Source organism: Micromonospora sp. CB01531 (genome assembly GCF_001905095.1).
Lineage (GTDB): Bacteria > Actinomycetota > Actinomycetes > Mycobacteriales > Micromonosporaceae > Micromonospora.
On the sequence record NZ_LWLS01000124.1, the window covers coordinates 1 to 21,572 of the forward strand.

The window sequence follows — 21,572 nt, forward strand, 5'->3', positions numbered from 1 at the left end:
CGCTGGCCTCAACTCACCCTGGCAGACAGGGCCCCGGCCACAGACGTTCAGGAGGGGTGCGGGTCCGCATCCAGTCCGCAAGAGGATGGCGAAAGGCAGGGGAGCGGTGTGAGATGTCGAGAACCGATTCCGCTGCTAGAAGCACATCCGCGCAGCTCGCCGGTTTGCTCATCTTGATCTCATAATCCCTCGGTCGCTGCCATCCATCGACCGGCAGCCGATGCTCCGGACGTCACCAGGGGGCCACGTCGACGCGCTCCCTGCTTCGGCCTGGCCCGCCATGGCCTTGTCGGCGGTGATCCCACAGCCGTCTGGGCAGCCACGTTGGTCGACGTACCTTGTCTGGGCTGCCCAAGGGGTGACAGCCTGAGCAGGTCCACGGTAGCCATAGACGGTTGCTGACAACAGTCGAGATCTTGCAAGGCACGGGTGTGAGGTGGCGGCTGAGCTGCTCTGTCAGACCCGGCCAGGGCTCCCGTGAGGGATTTGTCAGTTCCGGGTCAGACCCCCGGGGCGTTCGCCAGAGCTGACAGGGACCGGTTTGAGGGTGCGGAAGTCCCCCGACGGCGGCCACATGGCCGGACCCGGACGGTGCCTCCGCCCGTCGCCAGGGGGCCGGGATCGTGTCGGCCCGCCCGCGTGCCGGACGTCTCGGGTGCCGCGCAGTTTGGTGCGCTGACACCTCATCGAACAACCGCTACCCGACAAAGGGAGGAATGGCTCCTCCCGGGGACGGTCTCGGTTCGTGGCGCTGTCCGTGTCCGCGCCCTCTGGCGGCGGTCTGCACTTCTCTGACCGCCCGCTATCGCCCCGCCGTCACCCGCCGGGGCCGGAGGTGAAACGCCCATGTCCCGCATCCCGGCACGTTTTCGTGCCCTCATCCGCTCCCGAATCATTCGCCGTGCCGCCGCCATGACCACCACCGTGGCCTGGTTCTTGTCCACGCCGGTCACCGCCTACGCCGCGCCAGCCGAGCCGAAGGACGCTGGCCCGAATCCGCTGCCGGTCGTGATCGGCAACCTGCAGACCTGGCTGATGAGCATCCTCGCCGCGCTCGCCACCCTGTTCCTCGTCCTCGCCGGCGTCTACTGGGCGACCGCCGGGGGTGACCCGGCGCAGGTCGACAAGGCCAAGGGGGCGCTGAAGAACGCGCTGATCGGCTACGGCCTCGCCGTGCTGGCGCCGGTCCTGCTGCAGGTCGTCCGCGGAATCGTCGGAGGCTGACCATGGGTTGGCTGCTCGACCAGATCCTCGACTGGCTAGCCACGGCGATCCTCGCGGCCCTGGACGCCCTGTTCGGGCTGATCAGCAGCGTACTGCTGGTCACCCCGAAAGTGACCGGCCTGCCGCAGGTGCAGGCGTTGACCGGCCGTTCGGTGCTCGTCGTGGACACCGTCTTCGTCCTGGCCTTCCTCGCCGCCGGAGTGCTCACCATGACCGCCGGTGGCAGCGAGACCACCCGCTACACCGTCAAGGACCTGCTCCCGAGGCTGATCGTCGGATTTGTCGCCGCGCACTTCTCACAACTGTGGTGCGGCATGCTCATCGACCTCGCCAACGCCCTCACCGCCGCGCTCACCACAGGCGAGGCTGGCAGCGACGGGGCGCTGCGGGCGATCAAAACCCACATCACTGCTGGGCAGGACACGACGGCGGTGCTGCTGTTCGTGATCTGCGTAGCGATCATCGCCGTCCTCCTCGCCGGCACCGCGTTCAGCGTGATCGTCCGCTTCGCCGTCGTCCTCGTCCTCACCGCCGCCGCGCCCCTCGCCCTGGCCTGTCACGCCCTGCCCCAGACCGACCCCCTGGCGCGCCTGTGGTGGCGCTCGTACACCGGTGTCCTCGCAGTGCCGGTCGTGCAGGGCCTCACCCTCTACGCCGGGCAGTGGATGCTCACCGACCCGCAGCATCTGCTGCCCGTGCTCGGCCTGCCGGTCGAACCCGGCGGGGTGATCAACCTATTCGTCGTCATGGTCATGCTCTGGACCACCCTGCGGGTCCCGTCCCTGATGCGCCGCTACGTGGCCACCGGCAACAGCGGCCGCGGAGTAAACATGCTTGGCGCGGCGGTGCGGGTGATCGTCGTGCAGCAGGTCACCCGCTCGATGCCCGGCCTCGGCCGGGCGGTGAAGGCGGTGGGCCGATGAGCCGCCACGACGACCAGAACGAGGCGGGGCGGGCCCGGATGCCGACGGCTGCTTCATACTGCGCGGTTTCCGTTTCTGGTTGGGTTCGGCTTGAGGCGGAACGAGGCGGCGACTTTGCGCTGGTAGATGGCTTGGGTGTCGGGGTCCCAGGGGATGCACCAGCGTCCGCTGGGGCCGCGGCGGGCGGGGACTTGGTCGTGGGCGAGCCAGTTGTAGATGGCGTCGGCGGGAATGCCCAGCTCAGCGGCGGCTTGTTTGACGCTGATTTCGCCGTTTTGGATTGCGACGGTGCGGGGTGCCCTGATGGTGTAGTAGCCGCGGACGCGGGCGACGCCGGCTTTGCTCCAGCGGTGGCCGCGGCCGGTGCGCAGTCTCTCAGCGTTGAGGATCTCGGCGAGCTGTTCGCTGGTGTGGGTGGCACCGTGGCGGCGGATCAGCTCCAGTGCGGCTGCCGGGGTGCGGCCGGGCCCGATCCGGCCGGCGGTGATCTCGTCGGCGGCGCCGGTGTGCCAGCGCACCCCGATGCGGACTTCGTCTTTGTGCTGCTCGGGCAGCAGGGTGACATCGGCGATCAGGGTGCGCAGCAGCCGTTTGCGGTCACGGACCGGGGTGTTTGGATGGTGCCAGAGCTTGGGCAGGTCGGCGGCCAGCGCGAGCAGGGCGTCGCGTTCGGGCAGCGGTGGCCGGGCCGCTCGGGCGGTGATCAGGGCGGCTTCGGCGTCGGCGAGCGCCTGGAGCTTGGCCTCCCATTTGCTTTCCAGGGTGCGGGCGACGAGTCGGTTGGCCGGGTCGACGTTGCTGAAGGCGCGCTCGGCGCGGTCGGCTTCGTAGCGGGCGCGTTCGATGGCGAGTTCCGCGGCGCGGTGGCTGCGGGTGTAGCGGTCGGTCAGTTCCTCGGCGGCCTTGACCGCGAGCTTGAGCTGCTGCGGGGTGACCGCGTCGAGCAGCAGCGCGGCCACGGCGTCGTCGACGGTAACCGCCGCGACGGCGCGGCACGCGTCCGTGCGGTGAGGGTTGCTGTGCTGGCACAGGTAGCTCACCCGGCCGCCGCTGCCGTACTGGGTGCCCATCCGGCCGCCGCAGATGCCGCAGAAGATGATCCCCTGACACAGCGCCGACCCCTCACGGGGTGGCCGGAAGCCGGCCTTGGTGTTGTTGGCGGCGAGCTTGGCCTCGACGTCGAGGAACTGCTGCCAGGTGATGTAGCCGGGGTGGTGGTCCTGGATGAGCACCGTCCAGTCCGCGCGGGCGCGTTTGACCTTGGTCGCGGCGACGGTCCCGTCCGGGTGCACCTTGCGCGCGTCGTAGCTGCGCCCGTAGGCGTACGCGCCGGCGTAGACCGGGTTCTTGACCGCCTGCAGCACCCGCGAGTGAGTCAACCTGCCCCACTTGATCCGCCCGTCCCATGCCCCGCCCCACTTACGCTGCGGAAACAGACGGCCGGTGGCAGCGAACGCCTTGACCACACCCATCGCCGACCCGGTCGCGGTGAACTCGGCGAACAGGTCCTCCACGGCCTGACGGACCTGCTCGTCAGGGTCGAAAACAACCTCGCCGTCGTCGTAGACGTAACCCACCGCGAGGGGCGAGCGCAGTTCACCGCGGTGTGCGGCGGCCAGCTTCGCACCGTGCAGCCGGCCGGTGAGCAGGTGCAGCTCGGCTTCGCTCATGCTGCCCTTGAGGCCGAGCAGGAGGCGGTCGTTGACATCCGACAGGTCGTAGACGCCGTCGGCGTCGACCAGCAGCGTGTCGGTGAGCCGGGCCAGCTCCAGCAGCCGGGCGAATTCGCCGGACGAGCGCGCCAGCCGGGACACTTCCAGGCCAAAGATCGCACCGACCTCGCCGCGGCAGACCCGGGCCAGCAGTTCGGTGAACCCGTCGCGGTGCGCGCCGAACCGGCCGGACACGCCCAGGTCGGCGTCGATGGTCAACACTCCGCCTGGCGCCCAGCCCATCTCCACTGCGGTTGCGGCCAGCCCATACTGCCGGGTCGTGGATTCGCCGTGCACCCGGACCTGCACCACGCTCGACTGGCGCACGTACACCACCGCGAGGCGGCCCCGATGCGACGCGGTGATCTTCGACGTCGCTTTCACCACGACCTGCCCGGGCCAGGATTACCGCAGCGGCCATGTTCGCCACGGCCATCACCGCTTCGACCTGGTTCCAGCCGGCGCCCACGCCTCATCCCCGTTCGCGCCGACCATCCACTGTCCACAACGGAGAGCATTATTCCTCATCTCCGGAAGCGTTGCGCAGCCGGGAGGCCAGAGCGTCGACCAGCTCGCGGGCGGCGGTAAGCCCGTCGACGGCGAATCGGTTCGGCGTCGCCTCGGGTCCTCGGTCAGTCCACGACTGCGGCAGCGAGATCCGCCGCTTGCCGCCCTCGATCTCGCACACGAATACCAGGACGCCCTTCATCCGGGCCGTGAACAACACCGGCAACTCCTCACCCGTCATTGGGTGGAAAGGGTGCGTAACGACCAATGAATCCGAAGAAGAACTTCGACGACGAGCCCTATAGAGCTCGTATCCCCGCCGACGTCGACGCCCCCGACAAACTCCTCTACGGGCTGACGTTCCGGCAGCTGGCTATCCTCGCCGTCGCCGCCCTCGTCTTCTACGGCGCGTGGCGGGCCCTGCATCAGGTCGTGCCCGCGCCGGTGCTCGTCGGCGCCGCCGTCGTCATCGGCGGACTCGTCTTCGGCGTCGCTGTCGGCCGTCGCGACGGCCTGCCATTGGACGTGTGGCTGCTCGCCGCCGTCCGTCACGCGCGGGCTCCGCGCGCGCTATCGACAACTGACACGACGTCGAAGACACCGGACTGGGTGCAGGCGCCGACGGCGAAGGTGATGCTGCCGGCGCCGCTGAAGCTGCCCGCCGACGCCATCGACGACGGAGGGGAAATCCGACTCGGCGCCGCGCGGGCGGCGATGGTCGCTACGACGAACGTCAACCTCGCGCTGCGCACCGGCGATGAGCAGGCTGCCCTGGTCGACACCTTCGGCCGCTGGCTCAACAGCCTGTCGACCCCGACGCAAGTCGTGGTGTCGGCGCAGCCGGTCGACCTGCACTCAGCCGCCCGCAGCCTCGCCCAAGCAGCCATGCGGCTGCCGCACCCGGCGCTGACCGACGCGGCCGGCGACCACGCCCGCTTCCTCGACGACCTCGCAGCGCGCAAGGATCCGCTGCGCCGGCAGGTCCTCATCGTCACCCGCACGAGCACCGGTGAGCGCGGCGAGCACGCGGCTCGACGGCGCGCCGACGACACGGTCCGCGCCCTGTCCGGCCTCGGCGTCACCACCCGCGCCCTCGACGGGCCGGCGGTCACCGCGGCGCTTGCCGCAGCCGCCGACCCCTACCGGCCGTCCCGTCCCGGTGGCCTCGCGGCGCCCGACACCGTCATCACCTCAACCGCGCCTCATCAGCGTCACCGACCTGGAAGGAGCCGACAGTTATGAAGCTGCGCCATCGATCCCAGCCTGCCGACGGTGGCTGTCAGGCGGACGGGCTGGCGGCTGCCGTCGCCCCCGCCGCCGTCGAGGTGACACCGCGGATGCTGCGTGTCGGGGACGGCTACGCCGCCACCCTCGTGGTGACCGGCTACCCGGCCGAGGTTGGCCCGGCCTGGCTCGAGCCGCTGTTGTCTTGGCCGGGCCGGCTCGACCTTGCCCTGCACATCGACCCGCTACCCGCCCCGGTCGCCGCAGCCCGGCTGCGTAACCAGCGGGCCCGCTTCGAATCGTCCCGTCGGGCGGACGCCGGCCGGGGCAAGCTGCCCGACCCGTCCGTGGAGGCCGCCGCAGACGACGCCGCGGACCTCGCGCAACGGTTGGCGCGCGGTGCGGCGAAGCTGTTCCGCGTCGGTCTCTACCTGACCGTGCACGCCCGTACCGAAGACGAACTGCTCGAGGCGTGCGCGCAGGTGAAGGCGGCCGCCGCGTCGACGTTGATTGAGGTGCAGCCCGCCACGTGGCGGCACCTGGCCGGCTGGACCACCACCCTGCCCCTGGCGACGGACTCGCTGCAGGTGCGCCGCACCATGGACACCGCCGCTCTCGCCGCCGCGTTCCCCCTCGCCTCCGCGGATCTGCCCGCGCCGCTGCCCGGTGACCCGCCCGCCGACGGTGGGGTGCTCTACGGGGTGAACCCCGACTCCAGCGGGGTGGTGTGGTGGGACCGCTGGGCCCAGGAGAACCACAACAGCGTGGTCCTGGCCCGCTCCGGTGCCGGGAAGTCGTACTTCGTGAAGCTGGAGATCCTGCGCAACCTCTATCAGCAGGTGCAGGTCGCTGTCATCGACCCCGAAGACGAATACCTCCGCCTCGCCGACGCGGTCGGCGGTGCCGTGGTCCGCCTCGGCATGCCCGGTGTGAAGGTCAACCCTCTGGACCTGCCGGCAGGTGACTCCCGCCCTGATGTGCTTACCCGCCGTGGTCTGTTCCTGCACACTCTCATCAGCGTGCTGCTCGGGCAGCAGCCACCCCCGGCGGAACGGGCGGCCCTGGACCGGGCGATCCTGGCCGTCTACCGGGCCGCGGGCATCACCCCGGATCCGGCCACCCACCACCGGCCCGCCCCACTGCTGCGCGACCTCGCCGATTGCCTGCACGCCGACACCGGCCCCGCCGCCGGTCAGCTCGCCGCCCGCCTCGCCCCCTGGGTTGAGGGTTCCTTCTCGCATCTGTTCGACGGGCCCACCACCACCCGCCCTGACGGGCACCTCGTGGTGTGGTCACTGCGGCACCTGCCCGACGAGCTGCGCGGCGTCGGCACCCTCCTCGCCCTCGACGCGATCTGGCGGCAGGTCGACGCACCCGGCCGTACGGCCGCGCGGCGGCTCGTGGTGGCGGACGAGGCGTGGCTGCTGATGCGCGACGGTGAAGGCGCCCGGTTCCTGTTCCGCATGTCCAAGGCCGCCCGCAAACGCCATGCCGGACTGACCGTCATCACCCAGGACGTCGCCGACCTGCTCGGCACCGACCTCGGCCAAGCCGTCGTCGCCAACGCCGCCACCCAAATCCTGCTCAAGCAGGCCCCGCAGGCCATCGACGCCATCGGCGACGCCTTCGGGCTCACCGCCGGCGAACGCCGACTTCTCCTCGCCGCACGGGTCGGCACCGGCCTGCTGATCTCCGGCACCAACCGGACCAGCTTCGAAGCCATCGCCTCCCAAGCGGAGCACCAGCTGTGCACCACTGGCCTGGAGTTGGAGGAATCTGATCGGTGATTCCGACCGAGCTCTGGGGTGCCTGCCCCCAACGGGTGGGGCGAGCACCCGGAGTTCAGTGAACTTCGGGCGGGTGGATCCGCGTCGAACCGGCCTACTGGCCGCGTCGGTGGGCCGGCCGGGCCGCCGCCGCGGGTGAGGCTAGGGGCGCGCCGGTTGGCGGGAAACCGGGCGCGCTCGGCCGACGTGACTCGGCCGACCGCAGCCCATGGTGTTCGGTGCCCACGAAGCCGGAATCACGCGACGGGCAGCCCGATCGACTGTGGATCTCCCGCAGACCGCAGACCGCAGTCAGCAGCACTGCCAGGTGAACATGGCTCGGTCGAATCGCCGGGCGGCGAGGTCGTCGGGTCGGATGAGCCAGTAGAGCATGCCGACGTCGCCCCACATCATGTTCGCGTTGCTGTCGCTGTCGAACTGGGCTAGCAGCAGCCACCGGCCGGCCTCGGACGCGAGCGCCTGGTCTCGCCAGTCGACGCTGCCGCCCAGTGCCGCCTGCGCGACCTCGTACTCGACATCGCCCTGCACCGGACAGGCGTACCCGCCGAGTTGGTGCAGCGGGCCCTCGCCACAGCTGATCGCCGCACAGAACTCCCGGCGCCGAAGCGGATGCTCTGGTTTTGCTACCTGGCTGAACCCGTCCCCGAACGCGTCGTGCAGGACGGGATGGTCGTACGAGGGCGCCGTCGACACTGCACGCGAGGCGAGCCAAACCTGCTTGTAGGGTTCGATGCCTTCCGGGGTCGCCCGCTCCGTGCAGGCTCGGCCGGAAGGCACGTACACGACGCGGGCACCGGCCTGAGACTCGGGATCGCTGGCGAAGACCATCGCCTTACCGTCGTCGTACTGGCCGTTGAAATAGAAGAATAGAAGCCGGCCGTCGACCGGCAGCCCCAACTCGGTGGCCACCCCTGGCAGCACGGCGCAGTCGACGGAGGCGATGAAGCTCAACGGCCCGTGCCCCTCCCAGACCGGCCAGGCTAGGTCGTCGGGCAGTTCGGGCTCGCCGCCCAGGTATCCGACCGGAGGCCCGTCACCGTCGTCGGCAGGGACCAGCCGAATTCCCGGCCGCAGCAGCGACAACCACGTGTCGGCGACGTCTGCCGGCAGGTGCTCACGGGCCGCCGCCGCAAGATCGATCTGGCTGGTCATGCCGAGCATCATGCCACCGCACGCCGACACGGACGTCGGTGCTGGCCCGCCCCGGCCTCACCGTCGACCTGACCCCGCTGCTGGCCGAGCCACAACACCGTCAGCCGGCCGCAACACCAGTCCTCGATTGGGATCCGGCTCGCATATCCACATCGGACGCCGGCAAGTGCGTCGCTGGGCAGCGACCCGGGCCGACGCGGCGAACCCAACGAACGCACGACAGCCAGCCCTACAACCCTCCAACGATCGACGAGAGCGGCAGGAAGGCATGAAAACAGGCGACAGATCAGGATTCCCCGACCAACGGTCAACAGACCGTACAGCCGACGAGCGACGCGAGAGATCGACGTACTGGCCACCGACTACGGACCACACCGAAGCCACCGACCGCAGCCAACTCTTGATAGCTCCCGTAACGAAGCCCGGAGAGGTGGCCGACCCCGACGACGAAGGAGACGACCTATGACAGTGCCCCTGAACACTTCACCCTGGTCGCCTGCGCCAGTCCCCAGCCCGTCCTGGCCGGACATCGGCATCTCCACGCCGGCGACCGGCCCCGCGCGGTGGATGCTCGGCGCCGCCGGCTGGGCGGCGCAGCGGCCGTGGTTACTCGTCGTCGCGGCCACCGCACTCGTCGCCTACGTCGTCGCCCGTAACCTCCTGCGACTGTGGCGGCACCGCCGCCACGCCGACGCGGCACGACTCGTCACGATCGCCCCGCCACCCGACGTCGACCCGCATAGCGCGTCCGCGTTGTGGGCCAACCTCGCCGGCACCCTCACCCCCTCTCGGCGCCGCCGCTGGCTCTACGGCAGCCCGCACGTGGCTTGGGAGTACACCTGGACCGGTCGGCGGCTGCTCATCAGCGTGTGGGTACCCGGCACCGTCCCACCGGACGCGGTCGAAGCCGCTGTGGGCGCGGCGTGGCCCGGCGCGGCCTGCACCACCGACGACAGCCCGCCACCGCCGATACCGATCGAGGTGCCGGCAGCGGTGGGCGGGGACCTGCTGCCCACCGCGCCCGAGTGGCTGCCCCTGCGCATCGACCACGACACCGACCCGCTACGCGCCCTGATGTCCGCCGGATCCCACCTCAAGGCCGACGAGTACGTCTGCGTGCAGATCCTCGCCCGCCCCGCCGCACCTCGCCGCGCCCTGCGCGCCCGACGCGCCGCCGCCAGGCTGCGTGCCGGCAAGACCGCCATCCCCACCATCAACCCGGTCGCCCCGCTGCTCTGGCTCATCGAGGCGTTCCTCCCCGGCCGCCCCGCCACGACCCGGCCCGCACCGGCAGGCCGCCGCGACCCCGGGGTGGAACGCGACGTGCGCGCCATCCTCGACAAGACCTCCCACCCGCTCTGGGAGACCGCCACCCGCTACGCGGTCGGCAAAGACAGCCGCCGCGCCGGCGGCGACCAGCACCCGCGGCTGCGGGGCATCGCCGACACCATCGCCTCCGCGTTCGCCGTGTACTCCGGCCGCAACCGCCTCACCCCTCGAGCCCGCCTGCGGGCCCCCGCCGCCGTGCTGGCGTCGCGGCGTCTCGGCGCCGGGTTCCTCACCTCCACGCCCGAGTTGGCCGCGCTCGCCGCGTTGCCCCAAGATCTGGCCGTCCCCGGTTTGGACCGGGCGCGGGCGAAGTCCATGCCCGCGCCGGTCGCTGTCCCGACCGGCGGGCGTGGCACCAAGATGATCGGCGACGCGCAGGTCGGCGGCCACGGTGTCGCGCTGTCCGTTCCCGACGCCCGCTACCACCTGCATGTGGTCGGGTCCACCGGCTCCGGCAAGACCACCCTGTTGGTCAACATGGCTGTCGATGACATCAAGGCCCGTCGTGGCACCGTGGTCATCGACCCCCACGGCGACCTGGTCCTGGACATCCTCGACCGGCTTCCTGCCTCTGTCGCCGACCGTCTCGTCATCTTCGATCCGGACCAACCGAACCCGCCGGCGATTAATCCCCTCTCCGGCGACGACCCGGACCTGGTCGTCGACAACCTGGTGTCGATCTTCGGGAACATCTTCGCCAAGGCATGGGGACCGCGGATGGAGGACGTCATGCGGGTCGCCTGCTTGACGCTGTTGCGGCACGCCAACGTCACCCTTCAGCACATCCCGCCCCTGCTCAACTCGGCGCAGTTCCGGTCGGCGATGACCGTCGACCTGGACGATCCGGCCGGCCTGTCCGGGTTCTGGCAGTGGTACGACGAACTCAACCCCGCCCTGCGCTCACAGGTCATCGGCCCCGTCCTGGCACGGTTGCGGGCGTTCCTGCTGCGGGACTTCGTCAAGCGCACCATGCGCTACCCGCGCTCCAGCTTCGACATGGGCAAGGTCCTCGACGGCGGGGCGCTGCTCGTGCGCATTCCGAAGGGGCAGCTGGGGGAGGACACCAGCAAGCTGCTGGGCTCCCTGATCCTGGCGCAGGTGTGGCAGGCCGCCACCGCCCGCGCCCGTATCGCCCCCGACCGGCGCCGCGACGCCAGCCTGATCATCGACGAGGCGCAGAACTTCCTCACCCTCGCCAACAGCCTGGACACGATGCTCGCCGAGGCCCGCAAGTACCGGCTTTCGATGGTCTTGGCCCACCAGGACCTCGCCCAGTTTCCTAAGGACCTGCTCGCCGCTGTCTCCGCGAACGCCCGCAACAAGATCTACTTCTCGTGCGCGCCGGAGGACGCCCGCGTGCTGGCGCGCCACACCCTGCCGGAACTCGACGAGCACGACCTGACCCACCTCGACGCCTACACCGCCGCGACACGTCTCGTCGTCGACGGCCGGCAGACACCGGCGTTCACCCTCAAGACGCGCCCGCCCCGGCCGGTCGTGGGGGAGTCCACCGCGATCCGCGAACAGGTCGCGCGGAAGCCGGACCAGCAGAACACCAGCGCCATCGACGAGCTGGTCGACCGCTTGTCGAAGCCCACGGACGACAATCGGGCCACCAGGGGTAGGGGCGCCAAGGAAAAGCGCTGAACGTCCTTTCGCGAGCAGGCACGCCTCGATACCGCGTCTGTCACCGTCACCGAATCCGGGCTGCACAGCCCCTTCGATCAGCCCTTCACCTCCCGTTCACCACCGCTGCGCACACCGCCGGCAACACGCCCACCCGTACACGTCTGTCAGTGCTGCACACCAGCGGTGACCCGGCGTCACCACGGCCACCGCAGATTCCAGACACCCCTCCAACGGAGGGGTGTCTCCGTCTTCCCCTGAAGGGATCCCGCACATGTCCAGCGAATCCTCCAACTCGCTATCCGGCTCCTCCGAACCGGATCCGCCGGCCTCGTCCAACCCCTCCCCATCACAGTCGTCTCGTCGCCCCTCACGGCAGGAGCGCCTGGAACACCTGCGGCGGCTGACCCTGCGCGACCGCACGCTGCTCGGCTGGCTTGCCGAGCACTACCTGCTGTCCACCGACCAGATCGCCAAGGCCCTGTTCCCGTCACGCCGGGCGGCCCTGGTACGCCTCGCGACGCTGCGCTCCATCGAGGCCGTCACACGGTTTGTGGACATCACCACCGGCACCGGCCAGTACCTCTACGCCCTCGGCCCGCTCGGCGCCGTGCTGCACCCCACCGCCTACACCGACCCCGATCGGCCCACGGCCCGTCCGTCGCGCTCCAGCATCGAGCGCACCGAGCGCATCGTCGGCAGCCACAAGCTGCGCCACCTGCTCGGCGTCAACCAGCTCTTCGTCGACCTGCACGCCTACACCCGCACCGACCCGAACGCGCACCTGCTGCGCTGGTGGTCCGAGCAGCACGCCACCGCCGCCTACGCCGCCGCCGACATCCGCCCCGACGCCCACGGCGTCTGGTCCGTCGGCGACCGCACGGTCGGGTTCTTCCTCGAACACGACAACAACACCGAGAACCTGGGCCGCGTGCTGCGCAAGCTGCGCGCCTACGAACGCCTCGCCGAGTTCGGCCCCCGCTACCCGGTCCTGCTGCGTGTGCGCAGCCGCCGTCGCGAAGGCAACCTGCTGCGCGCCCTGGCCGGCGTGCCCACCGCCATGCCGGTGGCCACCGGTGTTCACGACGAGCACCCCGCCGGTCCGGCCTGGACCCTGACCACCGACCCGGGGCTGCGCCGCTGGCTGCACGAGCTGCCCAGCGACCACGGGCCCGACAACTCCGCCACCAACCCGCACCGTTTCATCCACCCCGACAACGACTGACACCGAACCCGCCCCACAGCATGGGCGGTCTAACAGGGCAGGTCACCGCCCCCGGAACCTGACCGTCCCACCGTCGGGGCCGGCGCAGCGGAGAGCCTCGGGCGGTGATCCTGCCCAGGGCATCTGTCAGACGAGCGGCTCCGCTGTCAGATCCGGCCGGTCTGACAGACCACACGCCTCAATCACCGCCGCAGCCACCCCCATCGCCTAACAACGCAGGTCAACGCCCTTATCGGCGGCTTCCCGAGGCGAAAGCCGCTGACAGATCCAACCCCTATCGTTTCGGCAACACCACACCTCACATATCGCTTCACATATCGCTCCACCCGGTTCGGTCCCACCTCAGGGATCCCTCGCCGCACCCCGCGGTACGCGACGCCCACCCGCTCCAGCCGGTCAGCACGCGCCCGCGCGGCGACCCTCCGAGGTCGCACCAACCACCCGCACCATCCCTCTGTCCCCTTCCGCTCTGACCCCGACCCATGCACCCGGTGGGCCGGTCAGTCCCGTGCGCCCCGGCGCCCCACCTGAAGGAGGACCGTGTATGTCCACTCTCAACGGCACCCCGCTGACCCGTCACGGCAGCCGTGTGCCCACCCTCCCGGCGAAGCCGGCCCCCACCCGGACCGCCACCGCCGCCCCGCCTCAGAAGACGGCCGCCACGGCCACCCCGGCCGTCGTGGCCAGCCCGCAGGCAGTCGTCCGCACCATGATCGTCTGCGTCTCCGAGGAACTGTTCCAGGCGCTGAGCGCCACCCGGCAACTCGAACGCCACCTCGGCATCTCGGGCACCAGCTGCCCCCGGTACTGGGCCCGCACAGGCATGCGCCCCTGGCAGCGGCGGCAGCTCATCGACCTACGCAAGGCCAAGACCGGGCCCTGGTACTGCGCCGGCGGGCCCATCCGCCTGCTCGACCTGGCCGGCATGCGCCACGGCGCCTACCTCGGCGCCAGCGTCCGCCACCAGCAGTGGGCCCACGTCGTCGCGGGCACGAAGGCGGCCACCCCGTGGCCTGTCTTCCTGCAGAAGCACCTGTCCGACCCGTCGGGATACCCGATGGACACCGCGACCGTCGAGTTCCACCGGCAGCCGTGCGTGCAGGCCATGCGCATGCACAACGCCGCGACACGCGGCCCGGGGCAGATCGACCTGGGCGACCTGGAGATGTTCCAGGCCGGCGCCGCCGCCTACGCCAACTACCACGCCCTGTGGGCGTTGTGCACCGACGCCTTCCTCACCGAGACCGGCGACCGGATGCAACCGGCCAGCGCGTTCTTCGCCGACCGGATCACCTACCTCGAGCAGGCGGCCCGCTACCTGGACTCGCTCGACGAGGACCAGCGGCTGTTCGCCATCGACCTGCACCACCGCTGACCACAGACCGGTCGGGACACCACCCCTCACACCCGAAAAGGCCTGTGCTGCCCCGACGATTCCATCCCAACCTCACGGCCTGCCGCTCCGCCTCATGCGGCGGATCGACTGCCGGCTTTCCGTACCGCCCGGCCATCGGCAACGTTGTGCCGCCGGGCTGGTTGCGCCCGAGCCTCCGGCTGTCGGGCCCGGCTCGAAGCCTGCCCTAGGCGGCGAACGACAGTCGCCGAGCCCCCCGGGCCGGGGCGCGCGGTCCGAGCCCGGCCGGCAACAGGCCGCCCTTTCCCTCTTCCACCCAGCCATCTCTCGCTCCCGGAAAACCGCTCTACGCCCAGCGGCGGACCGGACCCGCCGTACCGAATCTCGAGGTGTGTCCCGAGGTCCGGTCATCGCACTTGATCAGCGCCGCGTTCGAAGCGTGGATCAGTGCTGACCTCACACGAAAGGAAGATGCCCATGACCGACGCACCAGAGCCCGTGCCCGCCCACGCGATGTTCAAGGTCCTCGCCGCCCTCGCGGAACTCGGCGAGGCCACCGCCGCCGACGTGGCGGACAAGGCAGGCCTCGGCTACTCCACCGCCACGGCAAAGCTGCGCGCCTGGGAGCAGACCGGGCAGACCGAACGCATCCACACCGAGAGCAAGCGTGCCGTGTGGCGGCTGACCGACGCCGGTCGCGCCGCCGCCGGCACCGACCAGGCTGCGTCGCCGGCGCACGACACCCCGCCCGACATGCTGCCCGATGAACCGGCGGAGACCGCCCGCGACGTCGCCGACGACGACCCGACCGACGTCTCCGACATCGCGGAGCCACCCGCGGAACCGGCCACGCCGGGGCCCGAGAATCCCGCGCACGGGGAACCCCCGACCTCCGCCAGCGACACGACCGCCCCACCGGAGGCATCCACACCGCTCGTCGGTGAGGAAGAACCCGTGGCCGCGACCGACGGGGAAAGCCAGCAGCCTGCCTCCACGCCCGATGGCACCGAGGACACCGCCGCCCGGTCCGAGGACCCAGTCATCTCAACCGCCGGCGGCCGCCGGGCGAAGGGGTCCCTGCGAGGGTCGGTGCTGGACATCCTCGAAGCCCACCCCGACCGGCAGTACAGGACCAGCGAGCTGTGCAAGCTCATCGACGCCGCCAACGAAGGCGGCGGCGCGAAGAGGGCCAGCGCGGGCGCGGTCGTCAACGCGGTGGTCAAGCTCGTCGCCGCTGGCAAGGCCGTGCAGACCGTGGAAAAGCCGGCCACCTTCCAGCTCGCCCCCACCACCGGCAGCCGATAGCCGCCGGCCACCTGTCAGGCAGCCCGAGGGCGGGCGTCGAAGTTTGGCCGCTCCACGCCCGCCCCCGGTGCTCCTTCTTACCCAAGGAGCGTTTCAAGTGTCTTCCATCCTGCACACGATCGCCATCGCCGTCGGCGGGATCCTTACCGGTCTCGCCCCCGCCGCCGCCCTGCTCTGGCGGCAGCAACAACAACTGCAGATGGCCCGCTACGAGGCCACCCACGACGAGATCACCGGCCTGCCCAACCGCCGGCTGTTCCTCACCCGCTTGCGCGCCGCCCTGGAGAACAACGCGCCGATCGGTGTGGTGCTGCTGGACCTCAACCGGTTCAAGACCGTCAACGACACCCTCGGCCACGAGGTCGGCAACGACCTGCTCCACCAGGTCGGCCGCCGCCTGGCCAGCCTCCCCGCCCCGGTGGGGCTCGCGGCCCGGCTCTCCGGCGACGAGTTCGCGTTGCTGGTGACCGGCGACCGCGAAGACATCGCCGCCGCGGCGGAGGCCGCCTGGCAGGTGATCGCCGCTGACTCGATCCGCGTCGTCAACGGTGACCTGCAGGTGACCGCCTCGGTCGGCTACACCCACACCCACCACCCCAACACCAGCACCCGGCAATTACTCGGCCAGGCCGACTCCGCCATGTACGAGGCGAAACGTGTCGACGGCGGCGTACGCGAGTACCTGGCCCACCGCACACCGGCCATCCGCAGCCGCAGCCGTCACAACGGCTGACCCCGCACCTCCCACCACACATCTCAAGGGCCCCGCAGCCGCCCCGGCTGCGGGGCCTTTCGCCTGTCCACCCCTGCAAGGAGAACTTGGTGCTGTCCTCCAACACTGTCCGCGCCCTTACCGATTGCCTCGTCTCTGCGGACGCTGACGCCGACCAGATGGGATGGGGTCAGCCCCCGACACTGCTGCTCGTCCACGACTGGCTCCTCACCACTTCGCCGAAGCGGCGGCGCGCGATGCGCAGCCTGGAGTTCCCGCCGCACCCCGACGACCTCCTCGCCGACCCGGCCGGGCTGCCCGCGCTGCTGCACCGCCTCGCCACCGGGCTGACCAACCCCACGGAACCCACCCCATACCAGGCCACCCTCGACACGATCATCAGCCGGATCCGCGCGACCACACCGGACGCGCGCCTCGTGGCCTGGGCCGCCTGCTACGACGACATCCACACCCGCGACGGCCAGCCACGACAGGCCCGCCGCGTCGACGCCGTCGACACCGACGGACGCGTCTACCAGCTCACCCACCTGCGCGGCGAGGACCACCCGCTGATCCTCGTCGACGACACCCCCAACCTGGGCGACCTCCCCGCCACCTACCCCGGTCTGGTCGCCCTGCTGGCCGCCACCGCCCGCTACACCGAGACCAGGACCGCCGAGGGCACGCCACAACCGCACCCGTCCCGCCTCCGCACCGAGCCGGACGAGCCGATCTTCAGCGTGCGCGGACCCGACGGCGAGTCCATCCGCTGCCAGGTCTGCGGCGCCGTCGACGAGATCACCTCCGACGAGATGCCTTCCATGGCCGGCTACGGCCAAGACACCTACACCAAGTGCACCCGCTGCGGATCCGTCGAGACCACCGACCCGATCTTCGGCTGGCGCGCCAAGCCCGCCACCTGGCCGCCCACACCCTAGCCCGACCAGCCGTGACGCCCCTCGCGCTGCCCGATCGTCGCCCCTTTTGCCGAAGGAGTCCTGTCCTGTGCGCACCCACTGCTACATCGGCGCCACCCGCCCCGAGAACCCGCACCTGGTGCACGGCCGGTTCGTGCTCTTCGACGGCCACCCGGCCGTCGTGCTACCGACCCTGGCCGCGATCTGGGCCGGCCACGCCCACCACGACGCAGCCGCGTTGATCACCGCGATCCTCGCCCACGACTGGGAGTACCTCGACCCAGACATCACCGCCACCACGCTCTCCCCATTCACCGGGCAGCGTCCGGTGCCGGGCGTCGGCATGACCCTCGGCTCCGAGGTGGACCCGCCGGAGCCGGTCACGGTGTTCCCGCTGTGCCACGCCAGGCACCTCGACACCGAATGGATCTACCTCATCGAAGCGAACACCGACACCATCGCCGTGCACACCAGCCACGGCACCCACGTCGCCACCTACTACCTAATCAACTGCCTGCACCCGGGCGCCGCCGACCGAGCCGAGCAGCCATACGGGTCGCGACCAGCGGCGGGAGCACGGTGAGCGCCCGCGCCCTCGCCGTGATCGCCGCCGGGGTGATCGCCGTACTGGTGCTGTGCGCCGGCGCCGCCGGTGCCCTGTTCACCGGCGGCGGCACCGCGTCGGCCGCCTGCTACAGCGCGGTCGGCCCGGACGGGCAGCCGCTACTGCCCACCCTCACCATCTCCCCACCCACCCGCGCCGGCGGGTGGGACAGCGAGCAGACGGCCAACGCCGCCGTGATCGTCGCCGTCGGCGCGGACCTCAAGGTCCCGCCGCGGGGCTGGGTGATCGCCCTGGCCACCGCCATGCAGGAATCCACCCTGCGCAACCTGCCCGGCGGGGACCGCGACTCGGTCGGCCTGTTCCAGCAACGCCCCTCGCAAGGCTGGGGAACAGCGGCCAAACTGCGGGATCCCGGCTACGCGGCCGGGAAGTTCTACCAGGCGCTGCTGGCCGTTGACGGGTGGCAGGCCATGGCGCTGACCGACGCCGCCCAGGCAGTGCAGCGCTCCGCCTACCCCGGCGCCTACGCCAAATGGGAGGACGACGCGATCGCCCTGGTCCGGGTTCTCACCGGCGGCACCCCCGCCGGACCCGTCGATGGCGACCTGGAGCAGGCGATGAGCAACCCGCTGTGCCTGTTCGACGCAGGCGACGGCCAACCCGGTGGCGAGCAAGTTGCCCTGCCCGCCGGGTTCACCCTGCCGCCGGGCACACCGTTGCCGGTCGTGACGGCGATCGGCTGGGCCGTGGCGCAGCTCGGCACCCCGTACACGTTCGGCGGGGACTGCACCGCGGCACACTCCGGGATTCCCGCCCGCCAGTGCGACTGCTCTTCCCTCATGCAGCAGGCGTACCGGACCGCCGGCATCACCCTGCCCCGCACCACCAGCGAACAGGTCCACGCCGGCACCCCGGTCGCCGACTACCGCGACCTGCGGCCCGGGGATCTGCTGTTCATCCCCGGCAGCCGCGGCACGCCCGCCCGCCCCGGCCACGTCGGCATGTACCTCGGCCAGGGGCTGATCGTGCAGGCCCCGCACAGCGGCGACGTCGTCAAGATCAGCCGCCTGTCCGCGTGGGCCGGCCAGCTCGCCGCCGTACGCCGGATCGTCCCCTGAACCTTTCGGCACCCCGCAGGCCAGCTGCGGGCGGCCGGCCCACGCAGCCCGATTTCGGGCCGCCGACACCCGAACGAAACCTGACGGCGGCGGCAGCAGCGCCCGCCGACGACCACGAGAAGAGGAAACGACCATGACCAGCTCAGACGACAACGCCGGTCGAGCACGTCCGGACAACCGCGGTCCGGGACCCGCCTCGGCAGCGGACACCTACCAGCCCGGAGAGCGGATCGCGCTCGAGTCCACCAGCGACCCGCACACGCGGCTGCGGCCCGGTGACGAGGGCACGGTACGTCGCTACGACCCGCACCAGCAGGTTCTCAACGTGCAGTGGGACAGCGGCTCGAGCCTGTCCATGCTCCTCAACGCAGGCGACCGGGTCCGCCGGCTACGCGACGCCGGTTGGGAGCGGCTGCTCGACGCCCTCCGCGAGGCGGGCGCGGAAGCAGGCCGGGCTGCGGCCGAATGGTGGGCGCAGGACACGATCGGCGGACGGGCCACCGGCGACGTGACGGCGACGGCACGGAAGATCCTCACCAACATCGAAGCCGCCGGACTGGACATCGACGACCTGCCGGCCGCCGACCGGGACGACCTCGCTGAGGGTGCCACCCGCTACGCCGAGCACGCCCCGCCCGGTGCCCCCAGGTGGGAGGAGCTGCGGGGGTGGCAGCGGGACCGGGCGCGGTGGGCGTGGTGCGACGGCTTCGACCAGGCGGTCGAAGCCGAGGCGGCCCGGCAATGCCGCATCGTGCTGCACCCGCACGGTGACGACCGGGACCTGCGCCACGTGTACCCGGATCGGGTGCGCCTGGGCGGGCCCGGCGTGTTCGCAGGCGACTGGGCGTGGACGCCGAACAGCGCCGGGGACATGCGGATCCCCGTCGGGTTCGCCGGCACCCTGATCGAGACGTGGAACGGGTGGGGGGTGTTCACCTGCACCCGCGAGGTCGCCGAGGCGATCGTCGCCGACCAGCAGACCGCCCGCGACCGCTACCGGCAACAGCTCGCAGCAGAGGGTGTCACCGGGGATCGCCTGGACCGCATGGTCGACCAGTCCATGGGGCGGCTGTGCTTCGACGGCGACGTCATCGTCGCCGACGAAACCCGCGTGCACGACGACCCGGACGCCATCGAACGCCTCGCTCCCGACGCGGAAGGCCGGTACGTCGTGATGGGCCGCGCCTGGACCTGGCTGCCGGTGCACCCCTACGACTGCGACCGCATCGCCGGGCACATCCCCGACCCGCCATCGGCTGCCTGACAGGCTCCCCGCCTCATTGAGCAGTTTCATCGTGGTGCGCCGTCTGCTGGCTACCGAAGCTGTGGGTCTGTCTACTGGCCGAATGTGTAGCGGAGGTTCGCGTTGATCAGTTCGTTGAGCCGCTTGCGTAGGTGTCCCAGCAGCGACGGGTCGGGCAACGGCTCGGCGACCAGCAGCGTCCAACGCAGCTGCGTGCCTTCTCCACCGTCGGACATCAGGTCGAAACGCACCTGAGCATCCGGTCGCCTAGGCCACAGCGACGACCAGACGACCAGGCGCGGCTGCTTGGCCTGCAGGATCTGCGGCGATTGCTCGTCGTCGAGTAGCCGCAGCCAGGGACGCGCCGGGTCGCGGTCAGGCTCGGTGAGCGCCTCGAAGACGATGGCCGGTGGGGGTGGCTGGCTGCGCGTGCGGCTACCGGCTTCGAGCATGCCTCAGACTAGAGGCGAACAGCTCGTCGTGACGAAGCACGCCTGAACAGCATGCGCCGTGGCGTGTCGCCCGCTCCCCACGATGAAGCTCACTGCCCCGGGACGCCATCAACAGACAGCTGGTACCAGTAGTCGGCGGTGACCACATGCAGCACCGCTCCGCGGCCGATCACCGTCACATGAGCCGGAAGCGGGCCTCCACCAGGCAGCACGAGGCGGTACTCGCCGACGACGCGCATCGCCTGGCCCGCCAGCTCACCCACGACAAACCGGTCACGATCCGGCCCGTATCCGCCGAGCAATCCGACCCGGGTGCCGCTGAGCACCAGAGCCCTCGCCCCGGTGACCTGGTTACGCCAACCGGTGACCGAATCGCCACGGATCTGCACGATCGGGAAGTCGCTGTAGTAGCAGGTCCAGACCGCATCGTCGGTGACGTTGAGGGCGTAGCAGTCGTCGATCGCATCCCATTCGTTGTCCACGTGGGACGGAAACCGCCACGCCGGCTCCAGCTGAGGTGAGAAGCGAACCAACCCGCTGTTGCCCATCGGCGGAGCGGCGTCGCCCCAGCCGTAGTTTCCGTAGACGCCCTCATCGAAGTACCCCACCCACACCTCCCCGGAGGTGGTCGTGAAGACGTGTTCGATGCCGTCACCGAGCGTCGCCCGAGCCTCGACGTGTCCGTCGCTGTCGTAGACCACGGCATTGCGATCCGGGCCGTCGGCCCGCCACCGGCACCGGGCCCCGACCACCAGTACCCGCCCCTGCGGCAGTGGCTGGACCAGAGGGTGGGCCACCGTCAACCCGGTCAACGGGGTGACATCGGCAATGTTCCCCGCCTGCCTGCTCACCCGGGCGGCCACGGGTCGGGCGGCCGTGGGGTCAGGAAAGCTGGCCCAGCCGGGTTGGGTGGTGACCGATCGCAGCGCCGCCTCGTCCTGTCCTGTCGACCACAGCGCCACGAGGTCACCGGCAGGTCCAACCGACGCCGACACGAGGACGTCACAGCGGTCAGGCCGAACGACCGGCACACCCTCGTCGAGTTCCCACGTCGGCAGCCTGCGGACGGTCTGCTTCCCGTTCCGCCGGCGGCCCTTCCAGCCCTTCACGCCGATACCTCATCACCTGATCCCATCCCAACGCCAGCCGATTCGACCCGCAGCAGACGCCCACCGTCGGAGGCAGGCCGGCCGCGAA

The 21,572-nt window shown here is 70.8% G+C and carries 18 protein-coding genes; 13 read left to right on the forward strand and 5 right to left on the reverse strand.

Annotated elements, in window-relative coordinates:
• Positions 1–846: 846 nt before the first annotated feature.
• Positions 847–1,224: a pilin gene (locus A6A27_RS37430; protein WP_073839399.1), complete on the forward strand. Its 378-nt coding sequence runs from the start codon at positions 847–849 to the stop codon at positions 1,222–1,224.
• Between the two features lie 2 nt (positions 1,225–1,226).
• Positions 1,227–2,147, forward strand: coding sequence for a hypothetical protein (locus A6A27_RS37435; protein WP_073839400.1), 921 nt, complete (start codon positions 1,227–1,229; stop codon positions 2,145–2,147).
• 53 nt (positions 2,148–2,200) lie between these two features.
• Here A6A27_RS37435 and A6A27_RS37440 read toward each other — a convergent pair whose 3' ends face one another.
• Both A6A27_RS37440 and A6A27_RS37445 read right to left on the reverse strand, forming a co-directional pair.
• Positions 2,201–4,243: a recombinase family protein gene (locus A6A27_RS37440; protein ID WP_073839423.1), complete on the reverse strand. Its 2,043-nt coding sequence runs from the start codon at positions 4,241–4,243 to the stop codon at positions 2,201–2,203.
• Positions 4,244–4,376: 133 nt separating this feature from the next.
• Complete coding sequence (locus A6A27_RS37445) at positions 4,377–4,634, reverse strand: DUF5372 family protein (RefSeq protein WP_274534624.1); 258 nt, start codon at positions 4,632–4,634, stop codon at positions 4,377–4,379.
• Here A6A27_RS37445 and A6A27_RS37450 point away from each other — a divergent pair.
• Entirely contained in the window at positions 4,634–5,608 is a 975-nt protein-coding gene (locus tag A6A27_RS37450; protein ID WP_073839402.1) for a PrgI family protein, read from the forward strand. The genes A6A27_RS37445 and A6A27_RS37450 overlap by 1 nt on opposite strands.
• The gene (locus tag A6A27_RS37455; RefSeq protein ID WP_073839403.1) at positions 5,605–7,377 is read left to right on the forward strand and encodes a VirB4 family type IV secretion system protein; all 1,773 of its coding nucleotides are present in this window, start codon (positions 5,605–5,607) and stop codon (positions 7,375–7,377) included. Before A6A27_RS37450 ends, A6A27_RS37455 begins: the two co-directional genes overlap by 4 nt.
• 291 nt (positions 7,378–7,668) lie before the next feature.
• Here A6A27_RS37455 and A6A27_RS37460 read toward each other — a convergent pair whose 3' ends face one another.
• Positions 7,669–8,529, reverse strand: coding sequence for a YwqG family protein (locus A6A27_RS37460; protein ID WP_241825639.1), 861 nt, complete (start codon positions 8,527–8,529; stop codon positions 7,669–7,671).
• Positions 8,530–8,991: 462 nt separating this feature from the next.
• Between A6A27_RS37460 and A6A27_RS37465 the strand changes: the two genes are divergently transcribed.
• The 9 genes from A6A27_RS37465 to A6A27_RS37510 all read left to right on the forward strand — a co-directional run bounded on the left by A6A27_RS37465 (position 8,992) and on the right by A6A27_RS37510 (position 19,944).
• Entirely contained in the window at positions 8,992–11,505 is a 2,514-nt protein-coding gene (locus A6A27_RS37465) for a helicase HerA domain-containing protein (RefSeq protein WP_083673179.1), read from the forward strand.
• 253 nt (positions 11,506–11,758) lie between these two features.
• Positions 11,759–12,709, forward strand: a complete 951-nt coding sequence (locus A6A27_RS37470) for a replication-relaxation family protein (RefSeq protein ID WP_083673180.1) — start codon at positions 11,759–11,761, stop codon at positions 12,707–12,709.
• A gap of 544 nt (positions 12,710–13,253) precedes the next feature.
• Entirely contained in the window at positions 13,254–14,084 is an 831-nt protein-coding gene (locus A6A27_RS37475; RefSeq protein ID WP_198940626.1) for a hypothetical protein, read from the forward strand.
• A gap of 456 nt (positions 14,085–14,540) precedes the next feature.
• Positions 14,541–15,368 (forward strand): MarR family winged helix-turn-helix transcriptional regulator, encoded by an 828-nt coding sequence (locus tag A6A27_RS37480; RefSeq protein ID WP_143194382.1) that lies wholly within the window; start codon positions 14,541–14,543, stop codon positions 15,366–15,368.
• A gap of 97 nt (positions 15,369–15,465) precedes the next feature.
• Complete coding sequence (locus A6A27_RS37485; RefSeq protein WP_073839405.1) at positions 15,466–16,101, forward strand: GGDEF domain-containing protein; 636 nt, start codon at positions 15,466–15,468, stop codon at positions 16,099–16,101.
• A gap of 89 nt (positions 16,102–16,190) precedes the next feature.
• A complete protein-coding gene (locus A6A27_RS37490) occupies positions 16,191–17,018 on the forward strand; it encodes a hypothetical protein (RefSeq protein ID WP_241825640.1) in 828 nt (275 codons plus the stop codon).
• Positions 17,019–17,085: 67 nt separating this feature from the next.
• Positions 17,086–17,580, forward strand: coding sequence for a hypothetical protein (locus tag A6A27_RS37500; RefSeq protein WP_073839406.1), 495 nt, complete (start codon positions 17,086–17,088; stop codon positions 17,578–17,580).
• Complete coding sequence (locus A6A27_RS37505) at positions 17,577–18,680, forward strand: C40 family peptidase (protein ID WP_241825641.1); 1,104 nt, start codon at positions 17,577–17,579, stop codon at positions 18,678–18,680. Before A6A27_RS37500 ends, A6A27_RS37505 begins: the two co-directional genes overlap by 4 nt.
• A 133-nt stretch (positions 18,681–18,813) precedes the next feature.
• Positions 18,814–19,944 (forward strand): DUF4314 domain-containing protein, encoded by a 1,131-nt coding sequence (locus tag A6A27_RS37510; protein ID WP_073839407.1) that lies wholly within the window; start codon positions 18,814–18,816, stop codon positions 19,942–19,944.
• Positions 19,945–20,015: 71 nt separating this feature from the next.
• Here the strand turns inward: A6A27_RS37510 and A6A27_RS37515 are convergent, their stop codons facing one another.
• Positions 20,016–20,375 (reverse strand): hypothetical protein, encoded by a 360-nt coding sequence (locus A6A27_RS37515; RefSeq protein WP_073839408.1) that lies wholly within the window; start codon positions 20,373–20,375, stop codon positions 20,016–20,018.
• An 89-nt stretch (positions 20,376–20,464) separates the two neighbouring features.
• Positions 20,465–21,484, reverse strand: coding sequence for a hypothetical protein (locus A6A27_RS37520; protein ID WP_073839409.1), 1,020 nt, complete (start codon positions 21,482–21,484; stop codon positions 20,465–20,467).
• Positions 21,485–21,572 lie beyond the last annotated feature (88 nt).